We start from the raw sequence: 15,333 nt of genomic DNA, 5'->3' as shown, positions 1-15,333 counted from the left end.
ACTATGGCAACAGCAAAGTCTGCGGACACTAAAGACGCAGTATTTGAGTGGGAAGGCAAAGACCGGAATGGCAAGCAGGTACGGGGGGAGACTCGTGCCGTGGGTGAAAACCAGGTCAAATCCATGCTACGCCGTCAAGGCGTTACACCCACCAAAATCAAGAAGCGCCGCATGCGCTCGGGCAAGTCGATCAAGCCCAAGGATTTGGCGATCTTCACCCGCCAATTGGCGACGATGATGAAGGCTGGTGTTCCACTTTTGCAAGCGTTCGATATTGTGGGTCGTGGCAACCCTAATCCGAGCGTCACCAAGCTACTGAGTGACATCCGATCCGACGTTGAGACGGGGACATCATTAAGCGCAGCGTTCAGGAAGTATCCGTTGTATTTCGATAACCTCTATTGCAACTTAGTTGAAGCTGGTGAGTCGGCGGGTATTTTGGATCAGTTGCTTGATCGTCTAGCCGTATACATGGAAAAAACCGAGGCCATTAAGTCAAAAATCAAATCAGCGCTGATGTACCCAATATCCGTTTTGGTTGTTGCCTTTGTAGTGGTATCGGTGATCATGATTTTTGTGATTCCCTCATTCAAGCAAGTGTTCACTTCATTCGGGGGCGAACTACCGGCCCCTACACTTTTTGTTATCGCGTTGAGTGAGGTTTTCATTGAATACTGGTGGCTGATATTTGGTGGCATTGGGGGCGGAATTTATTTCTTTATGCAAGCTTGGCGGCGAAATGAAAAAGTTCAAGCCTTTATGGACCGCGTGATGTTGAAGCTACCGATATTTGGCGTGATGGTGGACAAAAGCTGCGTCGCGCGATGGACAAGAACGCTATCAACAATGTTTGCCGCCGGTGTGCCCCTGGTTGAAGCTTTGGACTCTGTGGGGGGTGCATCGGGAAACATTGTGTATCAATACGCCACACAGAAAATTCAGCAGGAGGTTTCTACGGGAACATCATTAACCGCCGCAATGACCAATGCCAACCTGTTTCCCTCCATGGTCCTTCAAATGTGTGCAATTGGAGAGGAGTCCGGTTCGATTGATCACATGTTAGGAAAGGCCGCTGACTTTTTCGAAGCCGAGGTCGACGATATGGTTGCCGGCATTTCCAGCTTAATGGAACCCATCATTATTGTGGTTCTTGGCACTATCATTGGCGGCATTGTGGTCTCAATGTACTTGCCCATCTTTAAGCTGGGACAAGTGGCTTGATGCAGCCCGATGCACAATGGCTGGACGCAAGCCTTATCGGCGTTTTGGGGCTTTTGATCGGTAGCTTTTTGAATGTGGTAATCCATCGTTTGCCAAGGATGATGGAACGACAGTGGGCTGCAGAGTGCGCAGAGCTTTCCGGGAAAGAGGCTCCACAGGTCGATAAATTCAATTTGATGGTTCCGCGGTCACGCTGCCCTCACTGTGGGCACGAGATTGCTTGGTACGAAAACGTCCCGGTCATCAGTTACATCGCACTGCGGGGCCGTTGTTCCAAATGTAAAAAACCGATCAGCATCCGTTATCCGTTGGTAGAGATAGCGACAGGCGGACTTTTTTTCTTTTGTGCGTGGCAGTGGGGAGCCAGCCCCGCGGGGATTGCATGGTGCGTTTTCAGCGCCTGCTTGGTGACCTTGGCATTGATTGATTGGGACACCACTTTGCTGCCTGATGACATTACCTTGCCTTTAGTGTGGCTCGGTCTCGTGGCTGCAGCCTTACAGTGGACCCCGGTGGGGCTGAGCACCGCATTGTGGGGCGCTGTGGCGGGCTATCTTTCCCTTTGGTCCATCTATTGGTTGTTCAAGTTGGTAACTGGCAAAGAGGGTATGGGCTATGGAGATTTCAAGCTCTTTGCCGCCCTAGGCGCTTGGTTTGGGTGGCCAGTACTGATCCCCATGATTTTGATGGCCTCTGTCATTGGGGCTATCGTGGGTATCGCCATGAAGTTCACCTCCGGACTCCGAGAAGGTGGTTACATCCCCTTCGGGCCATTTCTTGCCGGCGCAGGATTTACTGCTTTGATATTGGGTCCGCAAACCCTACGCAGTTTGGTGAATCTATAAGCTCATGTCGAAGGGCATACGCGTCGGACTCACAGGAGGCATGGGCAGCGGAAAAAGTACCGTGGCTCGCTTTTTGACCCAACGCGGCGCTTACCTCATCGACGCGGATGCCATTTCGCGCAGTACCACCTCAACTGGAGGGGCTGCGATACCCGAATTGACTCAAGCTTTTGGCCCGCAGGTCATCGGTCACGATGGTGCCTTGGACAGGGTAAAAATGCGGGAATTGGCATTTCAGAACCCGGATGCACGAAAGCGCTTGGAAGCCATCGTTCACCCACTGGTCAAAGCATCGATTGAGCAGGAGGCACTGAAAGCAGATGCAAACTCGGCACCTTGCGTGGTGTACGACATCCCACTGCTCATGGAGTCCAGTCATTGGCGCCAAAGCCTCGACACGATTGTTGTGGTGGACTGCACCGAAGACACGCAAATTGATCGCGTGCGCCGGCGCAATGGACTATCTGAAACCGAGGTCCGCGCCGTATTGGCGGCTCAGGCCATGCGAACGAAGCGCCTCAAAGGTGCAGACTTTGTGATCTTCAATGATGGGATCACTTTGAGTCAACTTGAGACTCTGACGCAGCAAATAAGTGTGCAGTTCGGGCTATGATCCGACGTCCGGAAAAAACAGCGTGATCCTCTACGAATACCCCTTCAACGAACGCATTCGCACCTATTTGCGTTTGGAGCATTTGTTTCTCCGTTTGGCTGAGTTGATGGGCCGCGCTTCGCCCCTAGATCACCATTACGCGCTAACCACCATTTTTGAAGTGATGGATGTGGGCGCGCGAGCGGATTTGAAATCCGACGTCCTCAAAGACCTTGATAAACAAAAGCAAGCTCTGAACGGATATCGCGGCAATCCGGCCATTTCCGAGGCAGTTTTGGACAAAGTGATTGCCCAGTTGGATGGCTGCTTTAGTGCGCTGAATGCACTCACGGGGAAAGCCGGGCAATCGCTGACCGAAAACGACTGGTTGATGAGTATCCGAAGCCGGGTAGGTATACCCGGAGGCACCTGTGAATTTGATTTGCCAGCTTACTACGCTTGGCAACACCGGAGTGCGGAGTCGCGTCAGCAAGATCTCCAGCGCTGGGCAGCCACCTTGGCTCCGTTGGCTGAATCCATTCACCTTCTGCTCAAGATGCTAAGAGATTCCGGTGCACCCCAGAAAGTGATGGCGGTGGGCGGACAGTTTCAGCAGAATTTGCCACAGGGCCGTACGTTTCAGTTACTGCGTTTGGCACTCGATCCTGAACTGCAAGTCATTCCTGAAATCAGCGGCAACAGGCTGATGGTGTCTATTCGCCTGATGCGACACGACGCGGATGACCGCTTGCACGCATGCGGCCAAGACACTGCCTTCGAGCTCACACTGTGCTCGTGAGGGCAGAGCTTGCTTCAACCAAAAAAGAAGATGGCCGCGACTGAAAAAATCGTCCGGTGCCCCGGATGTGGCGGAGACAGTGTTTTTGCTCCATCCAACCTATACCGCCCCTTTTGCAGCGACCGCTGCAAAAATCTTGATCTGGGCGCTTGGGCTAGTGAGGCATTTCGCGTACCTACGGAAGCCCCCCCGGAAGACGTAGCTTTCGGCGATCCAAAAATGCAATAAATCAGGCCGTAGCGCCCGATGAATCCGCGCCGGCAGCTACAAAAATAGTAGCATCAACAAAGTCACGCTCTTGTGCAAACCAGTCCAATACGGGGATCGTTCCCGGCAACACTGGATCGACCTGCACGGGTAATTGTTGCCAGGAATAGGCCTGCCCCTCACGCATTTCGAGCTCGCCGCTCCATTCGAGCACTTTGCAAAAGTGAAGTCGCACCAAGGCATGTGGATAGTCCACCAGCTCCACGCGCCAGGGAGTTGCACTTGCAATCGTGACCCCTATCTCCTCTTGAAGCTCCCGACGCAAGGCCTGCTCAATCGACTCGCCCGACTCAACTTTGCCACCCGGGAACTCCCAATAACCTGCATAGGCCTTACCCTCGGGGCGCGAAGTCAAAAGGAAAGCCCCATCGGGCAGCATGAGAACGCCCACTGCCACCTCCACCACCTTGCGATTGACCCCGCCTTCACGCGCCATCAGTGGGTCGGCAACCAAAGGCTGACTCATGGCAAGTCGGCTCTGCCCGCAAAGTCGCGGGCAAACTGGTAGGCAACGCGGCCACTGCGAGCACCTCGCTCCAAGGCCCACAGCAATGCTTCAGACCTCGCAGCGGCAATCTGTTCTGAACCAAACCCCAGGCTTCCCAGCCATTGGTCGACGATGGACAAATACTCGTCCTGGCTGAAAGGGTAGAAGCTGACCCACAACCCGAATCGCTCAGAAAGGGAGATTTTCTCTTCAACACCTTCACCGGGGTGCACTTCACCGTCTTCGGTGTGCTTATAGGTCTGGTTTTCAGACATATATTCAGGAAGCAAGTGGCGACGATTACTGGTCGCGTATATCAGCACATTGGGAGTGGAGGCTGCCACCGATCCATCGAGCACGGACTTCAAAGCCTTATAGCCAGGTTCGCCGTCGTCAAAGCTGAGGTCATCGCAAAAAACGATGAACTTTTCAGGGCGCGAAGCGATGAGCTCAATGATGTCCTGCAAGTCGATCAAATCCGCTTTGTCGACTTCAATCAGTCGCAAGCCTTTTGGTGCAAACGTATGCAAGCAAGCACGTATCAACGAGGATTTTCCGGTCCCACGTGCACCAGTGAGCAACACATTATTCGCCGTGCCACCGCCGACAAATTGAGCGGTGTTGCGATAAATTTTTTCCTTCTGATCGTCAATTTCACGAAGCGACTCGAGACTCATGGCGCCCACGTGAGCCACCGGGCTGATGATGCCTTGGCCAGAAGTGCGGCGACGGTATCGAAACGCGATAGAGGCAGTCCAGTCCGGCGCTGTCAATGTGTGGGGTAAAGAAGCCTCTACACGCTCCATAAAGAGCTCAGCACGTGCAAAAAACCGCTCCAAGGTATCGGTCATGGCGCTCCCCGTCAAGACCGGTAATCCGCGTTGATCGTGACGTAATCGTGGCTCAAATCACAGGTCCAAACGGTCTGGGCGGCATCACCCCGGCCCAATCCGACACGCACGGTAATTTCGCTCTGCTTCATGACACGCTGACCATCTTCTTCGCGATACGCCGGGTTCCGCCCCCCGCGGGTCACGACATGAACATCATCCAGAAAGAGCTCGATCAGACTCTGATCCAGATCCTCGATTCCGGCATAGCCCACTGCCGCAAGAATGCGACCCAGGTTCGGGTCACTGGCAAAGAATGCGGTCTTCACCAAAGGAGAATGCGCTATCGCATACGCGGCCAATCGGCATTCGGCCTCTGATCGACCGCCCTCGACTTGTACGGAAATAAACTTGGTGGCGCCCTCACCGTCTCGCACAATCGCTTGTGCCAGCTTGCGGGCCACCTCCAGGAGCGCAGTTTTCAGCGCACTGGCGGCGGGCGTATTCAAATCAGTGACAGGGGTGTTCCCAACCTTGTTGGTCGCGATGACGAGCAAAGAGTCATTGGTCGATGTGTCACCATCAACCGTGACGCGATTGAATGATCCTTCCGCCAGTTCCCGTGCCAAAGCATTCATCACCGACTGATCAATACAGGCATCGGTGGCTATGAAGCCCAACATAGTGGCCATATTGGGACGGATCATTCCCGCACCCTTGCTGATGCCAGTTACCGAAACCTGATGACCATCCACTTCCGCAGTAGCACTGAACGCTTTTGGCTGGGTATCCGTGGTCATGATGCCTTCGGCGGCCTTCAACCAGTGATCCGCCTGAACGTCGGCAATAGCGGCATCCATCCCCGCCACAATGCGGTCTACCGGAAGCTGCTCCATGATCACACCGGTCGAAAACGGTAACACCTGTTCCGCTTGAATGCCGAGTTTGGCTGCCAGGGCCACACAGCTTTGCTTTGCGCGCGCCAATCCATCTGCACCGGTACCTGCATTGGCGTTTCCGGTATTGATCAAGACAGCACGTGCAGCAGACAAGCCAAGATGCTCACGACAGACTTGGACTGGCGCTGCGCAAAAGCGATTGGTGGTAAACACACCGCCCACGCTGCAGCCTTCATCCAACAGCATCACCGTCAGGTCTTTTCTGCCTGCTTTGCGGACACCGGCCTCAGTCACACCGATGCGGACACCGGGGATTGCCAAAAGGTCAGCGGCAACAGGCAATGGAAGATTTACTGGCATGACATGAGCCTCAGATAAGTTTGCCGTGGCACTGCTTGTACTTCTTACCGCTGCCGCATGGGCAAGGATCGTTACGTCCGACCCGCGGCACATCTGATGCAGACGCCTGAACAGTGCTGGGGTCAACAGTAGTCTCTACCTCACCACTTTCAGTTGGTGCGGTGTACGTCACATTCGAAATGCTTTCGCCACGTGTCTCAATGGCATCGGCAGCCTGCTCCAACTGTTCGCTGGATTGAATTTTGACCGTCATCAAGATCTTGGTGACGTCGTTCTTCACAGAGTCCAACAACTGCCCGAACAACTCGAAAGCCTCGCGCTTGTATTCCTGCTTAGGCTGCTTTTGGGCATAACCACGCAAGTGAATGCCTTGACGCAAGTAATCCAAAGCACTCAGGTGATCACGCCAATGGGTATCAATGCTTTGCAACAACACCATGCGTTCGAACTGGGTGAAGTTGTCTTTTCCGACCAACTCAACTTTTGCATCAAACGCGGCATTTGCAGCCGTGGTGACAGATGCAACAATTTCTTCATCCGTGATGGAGCTGGCGTCCGTGACTTGCTTTTGCAGATCCAACTCCAACTGCCAATCATCGACCAAAGCCTTCTGCAGTGCAGGAACGTCCCACTGTTCCTCGACCGACTCGACCGGCACGTATTGACGGACGATGTCTTCAAATGCGCCCTCACGCAGTCCCGCTATTTGAGCAGTAAGGTCCTGCGCATCCAGAATGGCGTTGCGCTGCTGATAAATGACTTTGCGCTGGTCATTGGATACATCGTCGTACTCCAGCAATTGTTTGCGCATGTCAAAGTTGCGCGCCTCAACCTTGCGCTGGGCGCTTTCAATGCTGCGCGTCACGATACCAGCCTCAATGGCTTCGCCCTCCGGCATCTTCAATCGGTCCATGATGGACTTGACGCGATCGCCCGCAAATATACGCATCAGTGAGTCGTCAAGACTCAGATAAAAACGCGAAGAGCCCGGATCTCCCTGACGCCCGGAGCGGCCACGCAGTTGGTTATCAATACGGCGGGACTCATGGCGCTCCGTCGCAATGATACGCAGACCGCCCAGTGCCTTGATGGCTTCATGATCCTTCTGCCATTGAGCGCGCAGTTCCGTAATCTTTGCTTGTTTCGCTGCTGCATCGAGAGATTCGTCAGCTTCCACCGCTTCGATGGCCTTGTCCATGTTGCCGCCCAACACAATGTCGGTGCCCCGACCTGCCATGTTGGTGGCAATCGTGATCATTTTGGCTCGGCCTGCCTGCGCCACGATATCGGCCTCACGAGCATGCTGCTTGGCGTTAAGCACCTGGTGTGGGAGCTTTTCTTTTTCCAACAACTGCGCAATGATTTCTGAGTTTTCGATGGACGTAGTTCCAACCAAGACGGGCTGGCCGCGCTCGTAACATTCCCGGATATCTTTGATTGCAGCTTCGTACTTTTCGCGGGTCGTTTTGTACACGCGGTCCAACTGGTCTTCACGACGGCTGATCCGGTTCGGTGGAATGACCACCGTTTCAAGCCCGTATATCTCTTGGAATTCATAGGCTTCGGTGTCAGCTGTACCTGTCATACCGGCCAGCTTGTTGTAAAGCCGGAAGTAATTCTGGAAAGTAATGGAAGCCAGTGTCTGGTTTTCTGCCTGGATCTGGACACCTTCTTTAGCCTCAACCGCTTGGTGCAAACCATCGCTCCAACGCCGGCCGGACATCAAACGCCCGGTGAACTCATCCACAATGACGATTTCACCGTTTTGCACTACGTAATGCTGGTCACGGTGATACAGGTGATTGGCTCGCAGTGCTGCATACAAGTGATGCATCAGCGTAATGTTCGCGGGGTCATATAACGAAGACCCGGCTGGAATCAAGCCGAGCTCAGCAAAAATGGCTTCCGCAGCCTCATGTCCTTGCTCAGTCAAAAAGACCTGATGGCTCTTTTCGTCCAAAGTGAAGTCGCCAGGCTTGGTAATGCCTTGTCCCGTGATCGGGTCAGCTTCACCCTCTTGCTTCACCAACCGGGGGATCGCCTTGTTGATGGCAATGTACAGATCCGTGTGGTCTTCCGCTTGCCCGCTAATGATCAATGGCGTGCGCGCCTCATCAATCAGGATGGAGTCCACTTCATCAACGATCGCGAAGTTCAGCCCGCGTTGCACGCGATCACCCGCTTCATAGACCATGTTGTCGCGCAGGTAGTCGAAGCCGTATTCGTTATTGGTACCGTAGGTGATGTCTGACGCGTAGGCTTGCTGCTTTTCTTCGCGCGGGGCCTGCGGCAAATTGATACCCACCGACAGACCCAAGAAGTTGTACAGGCGCCCCATCCAACGGGCATCGCGACTTGCGAGATAGTCGTTTACCGTAACAACGTGAACACCCTTGCCACTTAGTGCGTTCAGATAAACCGGCAATGTCGCTGTAAGCGTCTTGCCTTCTCCGGTACGCATTTCGGAAATTTTCCCGTAATGCAGCGCCATGCCGCCAAGCATCTGGACATCAAAGTGGCGCATTTTCATGATGCGCTTGGAGCCTTCGCGAACAACCGCAAAAGCTTCCGGAAGGATCGCATCCAGCGTCTCCCCTTTCGCTACGCGTTCTTTGAACTCCTGAGTTTTCGCTCTGAGTCCGTCATCGGTCAGTGTTTCAAACTGCGATTCAAGTGCATTGATACGGGCTACGACAGCACGATATTGCTTAAGCAAGCGGTCGTTGCGACTGCCAAATATTTTGGTGAGGATGTTAATGGCCATCAATGCAAGCCTGAGTCGAAAGCCCACCATGGGCTTTGTAATCAGCGCAGTCCTTTTACTAATCGATTTGATTTGGTGGCGCGATTCCGGAAGTCAAGTCTCTGCCAAAGACACTCATTCCAATCGAGCTTAATCCACCATTTTAGCGTTGCGTTGCGACAGTCTTCGAACCGGCAACTTGCGATGCAGCGAGGCCTCTGCCGGCGCTCAGAAATTTTTGAGGATCCTGCGGCACGCCCTGAACCAGAACCTCAAAATGGAGATGAGGTCCGGTGGACCTGCCTGTGTTGCCTACTTCAGCGATTCTTTGCCCACGCTTGATCAGATCACCCTTCTTGACCAGGATCTTGGACGCATGGGCATATCGCGTGATCAAGTTGTTGCCATGATCCACTTCCAGCATATTCCCGTATTGGGGGTGGAACTCTTGGGTAACCACCATTCCACCTGCGGCAGCATAGATCGGTGTTCCAGGGGTGGCCGGAAAATCCAAACCGGTATGCAACGCAGAACGCCCCGTAATGGGATCGATGCGCCAACCGAATGTCGAACCCAAATTGGCATCGGGCACAGGAATTTGGGTGGGCACCATCATTTTCTTGATTTTTTGCTCGAACAGTCGGGACTCAATCACAGTCATCACATCGGTCCGCTGACTTGCCAGCCCATCGAGCGCTGTGAGCGTAGCGTCCAGTTCTTGGATCGTGAGATCGCGGCCACTGACAAGAGCACCACCTTGACCAGGCTTGATGGCAATATCTGCCGGGCTGATGCCTGCCAAGCCCGACACGCGCTCGCCTAGAGACTCTAACTGCAGCATTTTTGCCTGCATCTCACCCAAGCGCTTGGCCAAGACCTCAATATTCTCCTTCACGTATCGATCCCGTTGTGCGAATTCATCTTTCACAACCAGTCGAACTAAGGAACCAATAATCGGCCAGCCCTCACGGGCACCTTTCATGAACACCCAGTGATACAGTCCCGCCGAAGTCAACATCAAGCAGAGAGAGAGCAGAAATAGCGACAGCAGCAACTTGACGCCGCTCAGGTGGAAGGCTCGCGTTCTGGCCATCCAGGCATCCGTGATAATCACTTGCATCCAACCGTTCCTTTGTTTTTAGATTGCCGTCATGATCAGAAACCATCGTTCCGTGACCGCACTGCAGGCCGCTCATGAATCGCCAACCTTGGCCCACTTGGCGGGTTTGGCAGACGAATCATCGGCGCGACTGAAAAGTATCCAAGGCTTGATTCCCAAATCCTTGCTCGGCAGCATCAAGGCCGGGCCGATTGACGGAACAGTATGGTGCCTGATACTGGAAAACAATGCAGTTGCAGCCAAGTTGCGGCAACTCATGCCTGCATTACAAGCGCACCTGCGATCCAAAGGCTGGGAGGTTACCTCAATCCGCTTGAAGGTACAAATGTCGTCGTCATCGCTGGGGAGATAACGAGAAGAGGAATGGTGCCGGTTATCGGATTCGAACTGATGACCTACCGCTTACAAGGCGGTTGCTCTACCAACTGAGCTAAACCGGCACGGGCTGGATTGTACCTCAGCCAAAAGCAAGTTCTGGAAACTACGCTTATTTAATTCGCGTTAAAGCCGGTCGACCGGCTGGCGAGGCCGGCTTAGGAGGCGTGGGTGTTCCATCATCCTCTGCTATACCTGCTTCTACGGAAGCTAGTACAGGTGGCGCAGCACGCTCGCCCTCCGCGTCGACTGGCTTCGACTGTGATTCTTGCCTCATCACAGAACTGACGGGAAAGGCCATACCTTGCCCATTTTCACGGGCATAAATGGCCAAAACCCGAGTTACTGGAACCAGGATGTCCCTCGCAACGCCCCCAAACCGACCCTTGAACTCAATGTAATCATTCCCAAGCTTCAAGGCACTGGTTGCATCAAAGCTGACATTGAGCACGATTTCGCCATCTTTGACAAACTCCATGGGAACCCGCACCGTCTCATCGACTTGGACCGCGATAAATGGCGTAAAACCGTTATCCGTGCACCACTCATAGAGCGCCCGAATGAGATAAGGCCGTGTCGAAGGGGTATCCATGGAGTCCATCATAAGAGCCAAAGCGCTTACTTGCGCATCACCTTTTCAGATGGAGTCAGTGCTTCAATGTACGCAGGGCGAGAGAAGATCCGCTCCGCATACTTCAACAAAGGAGCCGCATTCTTGCTCAGATCGATACCGTAGTAGTCAAGACGCCACAACAAGGGGGCGATAGCCACATCCAACATCGAGAAGTTCTCGCCAAGCATGTACTTGTTCTTCAAAAACACAGGCGCCAACTGGGTGAGGCGATCACGGATGTGCGCGCGCGCCTTTTCCAACGCCTTTTCATTGCCCTTGGAAGCGCGAGCCTCCAAGGTGTTGACGTGCACGAAAAGCTCTTTCTCAAAATTCAACAAGAACAGGCGTACACGGGCCCGGTCAACGGGGTCACCGGGCATCAACTGTGGATGGGGGAATCGCTCATCAATGTATTCATTGATGATGTTGGACTCATACAAGATCAAATCGCGTTCGACCAAAATGGGGACTTGCCCATAGGGATTCATCACACTGATGTCTTCAGGCTTGTTGTAAAGGTCCACATCACGGATCTCAAAGTCCATGCCTTTCTCAAACAAGACAAAACGGCAACGATGAGAAAAAGGGCAGGTTGTTCCTGAATACAGCACCATCATGGCGAGAGACTCCTAAAAAATGAAAAAGAGTGGGACGCGTCAGCGGACCCACTCTGAACCTGTCGCTGTCCGCCGGCTAGGACGGCACGACAGCCGGAAGATTTACTTCACGTCCTTCCAGAACGCGGCATTCAAACGCCATGCAAACAAGGTCAAAACCGACAAGAACAATAGGACCCATACCCCAACGCGAACACGGGTGTTTTGCGCAGGTTCTGCCATCCACTGCAAGTAGTTGACCAAATCACCAATGGTTTGGTCGTACTGAGCAGGTGTCATAGTGCCGGGTGTGACTTGCTGCCAACCCTTGAACACGTGCTCCTCATGGCCGTGATTTTCTACTGTTTCGTAGATTGGAACACGCTTGCCCTGCAACTCCCAGAGCACATGTGGCATACCCACATTCGGGAACGCCAGGTTGTTCCAACCGGTTGCCTTGGTGTCATCTGCGTAATAAGTGCGCAAATAGGTGTAGAGGTAATCAGCACCGGTACCACCCGCACCTGCACGTGAGCGTGCAATCACGGTCAAATCGGGCGGGTTCGCTCCAAACCACTCTTTGGCTTGGCGAGGATCAATCGCCGCCTTCATGGTTTCACCCACTTTTTCGGTAGTGAACAACAGGTTGTCTTTGATCTGTTGATCTGTGAGCCCGATGTCTTTCAACCGGTTGAAGCGCATGAATGCAGCGGAGTGGCAATTCAAGCAGTAGTTCACAAACACTTTGGCGCCATTTTGCAAGGAAGCCAAGTCATTGGTCTTGGAGGGCGCCTTGTCCCAGGCGATCCCGCCGCTACTGGCGTGGACTCCGGAAACCACTCCCAGAACCAATGCCAAAGACAGAATAATTTTTTTCATAAATTGTTTCTCCGGCGCTCAATGAGCTGCAAATGTCACGCGGGAAGGCACTTGCTTGCTCTCGCCAATCGTGCTCCACCAAGGCATCAACAAGAAAAAGCCGAAGTAGAACAAGGTGCCCACTTGCGAGACGCGTTCACCGATCGGGGAAGGTGGTTGCACGCCCAGATAAGCGAGAACAACAAAATTGATCACGAAGATGCCATACAGGTACTTATGCCAATCAGGGCGATACCGGATCGACTTGACTGGGCTGTTGTCGAGCCAAGGCAAGAAGAACAGGATAACCACTGCACCACCCATCACCACGACACCCCAGAACTTGGCGTCGATAGACAGCATGGCGACGGAGACCACCACAGCAGCGCCGACGATTGCACCCTTGAATATGTTGGGCAGCTTGGCTTTGATCACACCAAAGGCCGCCGCACCGATCACGCACGCAATCAGTGCGTACATCATTTCACTGGTGATCGCACGAAGCATGGAGTAGAAGGGCGTGAAGTACCAGACCGGCGCAATGTGCGCTGGGGTCTTCAGGGGGTCAGCTGGAATAAAGTTGTTGTATTCCAAGAAGTAGCCACCGAATTCAGGCGCGAAAAAGATGATGGCTGTGAAGACCATCAGGAACATGCTGACAGCAAAAATGTCATGCACGGTGTAGTAGGGATGGAATGGAACGCCATCCAGAGGGTGCCCTTGGGCGTCGCGGGGAGCGTTGGGACCCTTGATCTCTACGCCATCCGGATTGTTGGATCCAACATCATGCAGAGCCAACAAGTGCGCGACCACCAAGCCCAACAAAACCAAGGGGACAGCGATCACGTGGAAACTGAAGAAGCGGTTCAGGGTGGCATCACCGACCACGAAATCACCGCGAATCAACAAAGCCAAGTCAGGTCCGACCAATGGCACTGCAGCGAACAAGTTCACAATCACTTGAGCACCCCAGTACGACATTTGGCCCCAGGGCAACAGGTAGCCCATGAAAGCTTCTGCCATCAGGCACAAGAAAATTGCGCAACCGAAGATCCAAACCAATTCACGGGGCTTGCGGTAGCTTCCGTAGATCAAGCCACGGAACATGTGCAGGTACACCACAACGAAGAAAGCGGATGCCCCTGTGGAGTGCATGTATCGGATCAGCCAGCCCCACGGAACATCGCGCATGATGTATTCCACAGAACCGAAAGCCAGATTCGCATCCGGCTTGTAGTGCATCACCAAGAAGATGCCCGTAACGATCTGGATCACCAGCACTAGGAGTGCCAGTGAGCCGAAGATGTACCAGAAGTTAAAGTTCTTCGGAGCGTAGTACTCCGACATGTGCACCTTGTAGGCGTCGAAAGCAGTGGGGAACCGGTTCTCAAACCAGTTGGTCACCTTTTCGCCGGCAGACGCGTTCGGGGAAATGTCCTTGAATTCACGGGCCATGTCTTAATCCTCAGGCTTTCTTGTCTTCACCGATCAGCAACTTGCTGTCGGACAGGAACATGTGCGGCGGCACTTCGAGGTTGTCTGGTGCAGGCTTGTTTTTGAACACGCGACCGGCCATATCGAACGTGGAACCGTGGCAAGGGCACAAAAAGCCACCTGCCCAGTTATCCGGCAAAGAAGGCTGAGCCCCAGTCTGGAACTTGTCCGAGGGAGAACATCCCAAATGGGAGCAGATACCCACCGCCACGAAGAACTCCGGCTTGATGGAGCGGCCTTCGTTGCGTGCGTATTCAGGAGTCAATTCTGAGGGCTTGCGCTCAGACTTAGGGTCTGCCAACAAGGCATCGTTGCCAGGCAGTGCGGCAACCTGCTCAGGGGTACGGCGAACAATCCAAACCGGCTTGCCGCGCCATTCAACGGTAATTTTTTCACCGGGCTTAAGCCCTGCAATGTCCACTTCCACTGCAGCACCAGCCGCTTTCGCGCGCTCCGAGGGCTGAAATGTACTCACGAAGGGAATGGCGGTGGCTACACCGCCTACTGCACCAGCGCAACCGGAGGCTATCAACCAAGTCCGTTTGCTGGAGTCGATCTTTTTGCTGTCGACAAGTGTTTCACTCATGAGAATCCTCAATGAACATCGCTAGTAGGGTAGACCGGAATTGTAGCTGAGAGCTGTAGGGTTATTCAACGCAGCCAGTACTTGGCGCCACGGGTCGTATGACCCCGTTTTCGGGGATACTTCCGGTTTTAACAATTTGAGGAGTCCGCTTCCATGGGTATGTTGCAAGAATTCAAAGAGTTCGCCATCAAAGGCAACGTGGTCGACTTGGCTGTGGGTGTGATCATCGGCGGCGCTTTCGGAAAGATCGTCGACTCTGTAGTTGGCGACCTCATCATGCCCCTGGTCGGCGCAGTGGTCGGCAAACTGGACTTCTCAAACCTGTTTTTGATACTCGGTAGCGTACCGCCCGGCACAGGAACAACACTGGATGCGCTCAAGAAAGCCGGCGTTCCTGTCTTCGCTTATGGCAGCTTTATCACCGTTGCCGTGAACTTTGCCATTCTGGCGTTCATCATCTTCCTGATGATCAAGCAGATCAACCGCCTGAAGAAGGAAGCTCCCGCGCCGGTAGCAGAACCCGCACCCGTGGTGACTCCGGAGGACGTGCTGTTGCTCCGCGAGATCCGCGATAGCCTGAAAAAGTAACTCGGAACCACCAGGCAGCCGCTATAAATTTAGGAGCTGCTTGCGCATTATCCATAGGCG

General features: G+C 53.6%; 17 protein-coding genes and 1 tRNA gene. 7 read left to right on the top strand and 11 right to left on the bottom strand.

Annotated elements, in window-relative coordinates; genetic code table 11:
- Window positions 1-3 precede the first annotated feature (3 nt).
- The 5 genes from ACOAP0_RS14255 to ACOAP0_RS14235 are packed head-to-tail and all read left to right on the top strand — an operon-like array spanning window position 4 to window position 3,685.
- Window positions 4-1,221, top strand: coding sequence for a type II secretion system F family protein (locus tag ACOAP0_RS14255; protein ID WP_498376925.1), 1,218 nt, complete (start codon window positions 4-6; stop codon window positions 1,219-1,221).
- Window positions 1,221-2,066: a prepilin peptidase gene (locus ACOAP0_RS14250; protein WP_498377786.1), complete on the top strand. Its 846-nt coding sequence runs from the start codon at window positions 1,221-1,223 to the stop codon at window positions 2,064-2,066. The genes ACOAP0_RS14255 and ACOAP0_RS14250 overlap by 1 nt, the downstream gene beginning before the upstream one ends.
- A gap of 4 nt (window positions 2,067-2,070) precedes the next feature.
- Complete coding sequence (coaE, locus tag ACOAP0_RS14245) at window positions 2,071-2,679, top strand: dephospho-CoA kinase (RefSeq protein ID WP_498376923.1); 609 nt, start codon at window positions 2,071-2,073, stop codon at window positions 2,677-2,679.
- Window positions 2,680-2,701: 22 nt separating this feature from the next.
- Entirely contained in the window at window positions 2,702-3,457 is a 756-nt protein-coding gene (zapD, locus tag ACOAP0_RS14240) for a cell division protein ZapD (RefSeq protein ID WP_481874221.1), read from the top strand.
- A gap of 30 nt (window positions 3,458-3,487) precedes the next feature.
- Window positions 3,488-3,685, top strand: coding sequence for a DNA gyrase inhibitor YacG (locus ACOAP0_RS14235; protein ID WP_498377785.1), 198 nt, complete (start codon window positions 3,488-3,490; stop codon window positions 3,683-3,685).
- Window position 3,686: 1 nt separating this feature from the next.
- On the opposite strand, the gene ACOAP0_RS14230 is transcribed toward ACOAP0_RS14235, so the two are convergent.
- The 5 genes from ACOAP0_RS14230 to ACOAP0_RS14210 all read right to left on the bottom strand — a co-directional run bounded on the left by ACOAP0_RS14230 (window position 3,687) and on the right by ACOAP0_RS14210 (window position 10,163).
- On the bottom strand, window positions 3,687-4,190 hold the full coding sequence (locus tag ACOAP0_RS14230; RefSeq protein ID WP_498376922.1) for an NUDIX domain-containing protein: 504 nt from the start codon (window positions 4,188-4,190) through the stop codon (window positions 3,687-3,689).
- Window positions 4,187-5,062, bottom strand: a complete 876-nt coding sequence (locus tag ACOAP0_RS14225; RefSeq protein ID WP_498376920.1) for an ATP-binding protein — start codon at window positions 5,060-5,062, stop codon at window positions 4,187-4,189. Before ACOAP0_RS14225 ends, ACOAP0_RS14230 begins: the two co-directional genes overlap by 4 nt.
- Before the next feature lie 11 nt (window positions 5,063-5,073).
- Window positions 5,074-6,300, bottom strand: a complete 1,227-nt coding sequence (gene argJ / locus ACOAP0_RS14220; RefSeq protein WP_498376919.1) for a bifunctional glutamate N-acetyltransferase/amino-acid acetyltransferase ArgJ — start codon at window positions 6,298-6,300, stop codon at window positions 5,074-5,076.
- Between the two features lie 10 nt (window positions 6,301-6,310).
- Complete coding sequence (gene secA, locus ACOAP0_RS14215) at window positions 6,311-9,064, bottom strand: preprotein translocase subunit SecA (protein ID WP_498376918.1); 2,754 nt, start codon at window positions 9,062-9,064, stop codon at window positions 6,311-6,313.
- Between the two features lie 142 nt (window positions 9,065-9,206).
- Window positions 9,207-10,163, bottom strand: coding sequence for a M23 family metallopeptidase (locus ACOAP0_RS14210; RefSeq protein WP_498376917.1), 957 nt, complete (start codon window positions 10,161-10,163; stop codon window positions 9,207-9,209).
- A 31-nt stretch (window positions 10,164-10,194) separates the two neighbouring features.
- On the opposite strand from ACOAP0_RS14210, the gene ACOAP0_RS14205 reads away from it, so the two are divergent.
- The gene (locus ACOAP0_RS14205) at window positions 10,195-10,515 is read left to right on the top strand and encodes a hypothetical protein (RefSeq protein ID WP_481874214.1); all 321 of its coding nucleotides are present in this window, start codon (window positions 10,195-10,197) and stop codon (window positions 10,513-10,515) included.
- Between the two features lie 12 nt (window positions 10,516-10,527).
- Here the strand turns inward: ACOAP0_RS14205 and ACOAP0_RS14200 are convergent.
- The 6 genes from ACOAP0_RS14200 to petA form a co-directional block, all read right to left on the bottom strand.
- Window positions 10,528-10,603 (bottom strand) — tRNA-Thr (locus ACOAP0_RS14200).
- A 47-nt stretch (window positions 10,604-10,650) separates the two neighbouring features.
- Window positions 10,651-11,139: a ClpXP protease specificity-enhancing factor gene (locus ACOAP0_RS14195; RefSeq protein WP_498377784.1), complete on the bottom strand. Its 489-nt coding sequence runs from the start codon at window positions 11,137-11,139 to the stop codon at window positions 10,651-10,653.
- A gap of 17 nt (window positions 11,140-11,156) precedes the next feature.
- Entirely contained in the window at window positions 11,157-11,768 is a 612-nt protein-coding gene (locus ACOAP0_RS14190; RefSeq protein ID WP_087496521.1) for a glutathione S-transferase N-terminal domain-containing protein, read from the bottom strand.
- A 102-nt stretch (window positions 11,769-11,870) separates the two neighbouring features.
- Window positions 11,871-12,626 carry a cytochrome c1 gene (locus ACOAP0_RS14185; RefSeq protein ID WP_087496520.1) on the bottom strand — a complete coding sequence of 252 codons (756 nt, stop codon included), beginning with the start codon at window positions 12,624-12,626 and terminating at the stop codon, window positions 11,871-11,873.
- Window positions 12,627-12,644: 18 nt separating this feature from the next.
- Window positions 12,645-14,060: a cytochrome b gene (locus ACOAP0_RS14180; protein ID WP_087496519.1), complete on the bottom strand. Its 1,416-nt coding sequence runs from the start codon at window positions 14,058-14,060 to the stop codon at window positions 12,645-12,647.
- Window positions 14,061-14,070: 10 nt separating this feature from the next.
- Window positions 14,071-14,685: a ubiquinol-cytochrome c reductase iron-sulfur subunit gene (gene petA / locus ACOAP0_RS14175; RefSeq protein WP_087496518.1), complete on the bottom strand. Its 615-nt coding sequence runs from the start codon at window positions 14,683-14,685 to the stop codon at window positions 14,071-14,073.
- Window positions 14,686-14,838: 153 nt separating this feature from the next.
- Between petA and mscL the strand changes: the two genes are divergently transcribed.
- Window positions 14,839-15,273: a large conductance mechanosensitive channel protein MscL gene (mscL, locus tag ACOAP0_RS14170; protein WP_481874213.1), complete on the top strand. Its 435-nt coding sequence runs from the start codon at window positions 14,839-14,841 to the stop codon at window positions 15,271-15,273.
- The last annotated feature ends 60 nt before the right edge of the window (window positions 15,274-15,333 follow it).

This window comes from Curvibacter sp. Hmag1.1 (assembly GCF_059769165.1).
The sequence above is the reverse complement of the archived record's forward strand: the minus strand, read 5'-3'. Positions and strand labels throughout refer to the sequence as shown.

Bases quoted from the DNA above. Each gene is read 5' to 3' on its own strand.
- ACOAP0_RS14255 (WP_498376925.1), top strand. From the start codon at position 4: ATGGCAACAGCAAAGTCTGCGGACACTAAAGACGCAGTATTTGAGTGG.
- ACOAP0_RS14250 (WP_498377786.1), top strand. From the start codon at position 1,221: ATGCAGCCCGATGCACAATGGCTGGACGCAAGCCTTATCGGCGTTTTG.
- coaE (WP_498376923.1), top strand. From the start codon at position 2,071: ATGTCGAAGGGCATACGCGTCGGACTCACAGGAGGCATGGGCAGCGGA.
- ACOAP0_RS14235 (WP_498377785.1), top strand. From the start codon at position 3,488: ATGGCCGCGACTGAAAAAATCGTCCGGTGCCCCGGATGTGGCGGAGAC.
- ACOAP0_RS14230 (WP_498376922.1), bottom strand. From the start codon at position 4,190: ATGAGTCAGCCTTTGGTTGCCGACCCACTGATGGCGCGTGAAGGCGGG.
- ACOAP0_RS14225 (WP_498376920.1), bottom strand. From the start codon at position 5,062: ATGACCGATACCTTGGAGCGGTTTTTTGCACGTGCTGAGCTCTTTATG.
- argJ (WP_498376919.1), bottom strand. From the start codon at position 6,300: ATGCCAGTAAATCTTCCATTGCCTGTTGCCGCTGACCTTTTGGCAATC.
- secA (WP_498376918.1), bottom strand. From the start codon at position 9,064: ATGGCCATTAACATCCTCACCAAAATATTTGGCAGTCGCAACGACCGC.
- ACOAP0_RS14210 (WP_498376917.1), bottom strand. From the start codon at position 10,163: ATGCAAGTGATTATCACGGATGCCTGGATGGCCAGAACGCGAGCCTTC.
- ACOAP0_RS14205 (WP_481874214.1), top strand. From the start codon at position 10,195: ATGATCAGAAACCATCGTTCCGTGACCGCACTGCAGGCCGCTCATGAA.
- ACOAP0_RS14195 (WP_498377784.1), bottom strand. From the start codon at position 11,139: ATGGACTCCATGGATACCCCTTCGACACGGCCTTATCTCATTCGGGCG.
- ACOAP0_RS14190 (WP_087496521.1), bottom strand. From the start codon at position 11,768: ATGATGGTGCTGTATTCAGGAACAACCTGCCCTTTTTCTCATCGTTGC.
- ACOAP0_RS14185 (WP_087496520.1), bottom strand. From the start codon at position 12,626: ATGAAAAAAATTATTCTGTCTTTGGCATTGGTTCTGGGAGTGGTTTCC.
- ACOAP0_RS14180 (WP_087496519.1), bottom strand. From the start codon at position 14,060: ATGGCCCGTGAATTCAAGGACATTTCCCCGAACGCGTCTGCCGGCGAA.
- petA (WP_087496518.1), bottom strand. From the start codon at position 14,685: ATGAGTGAAACACTTGTCGACAGCAAAAAGATCGACTCCAGCAAACGG.
- mscL (WP_481874213.1), top strand. From the start codon at position 14,839: ATGGGTATGTTGCAAGAATTCAAAGAGTTCGCCATCAAAGGCAACGTG.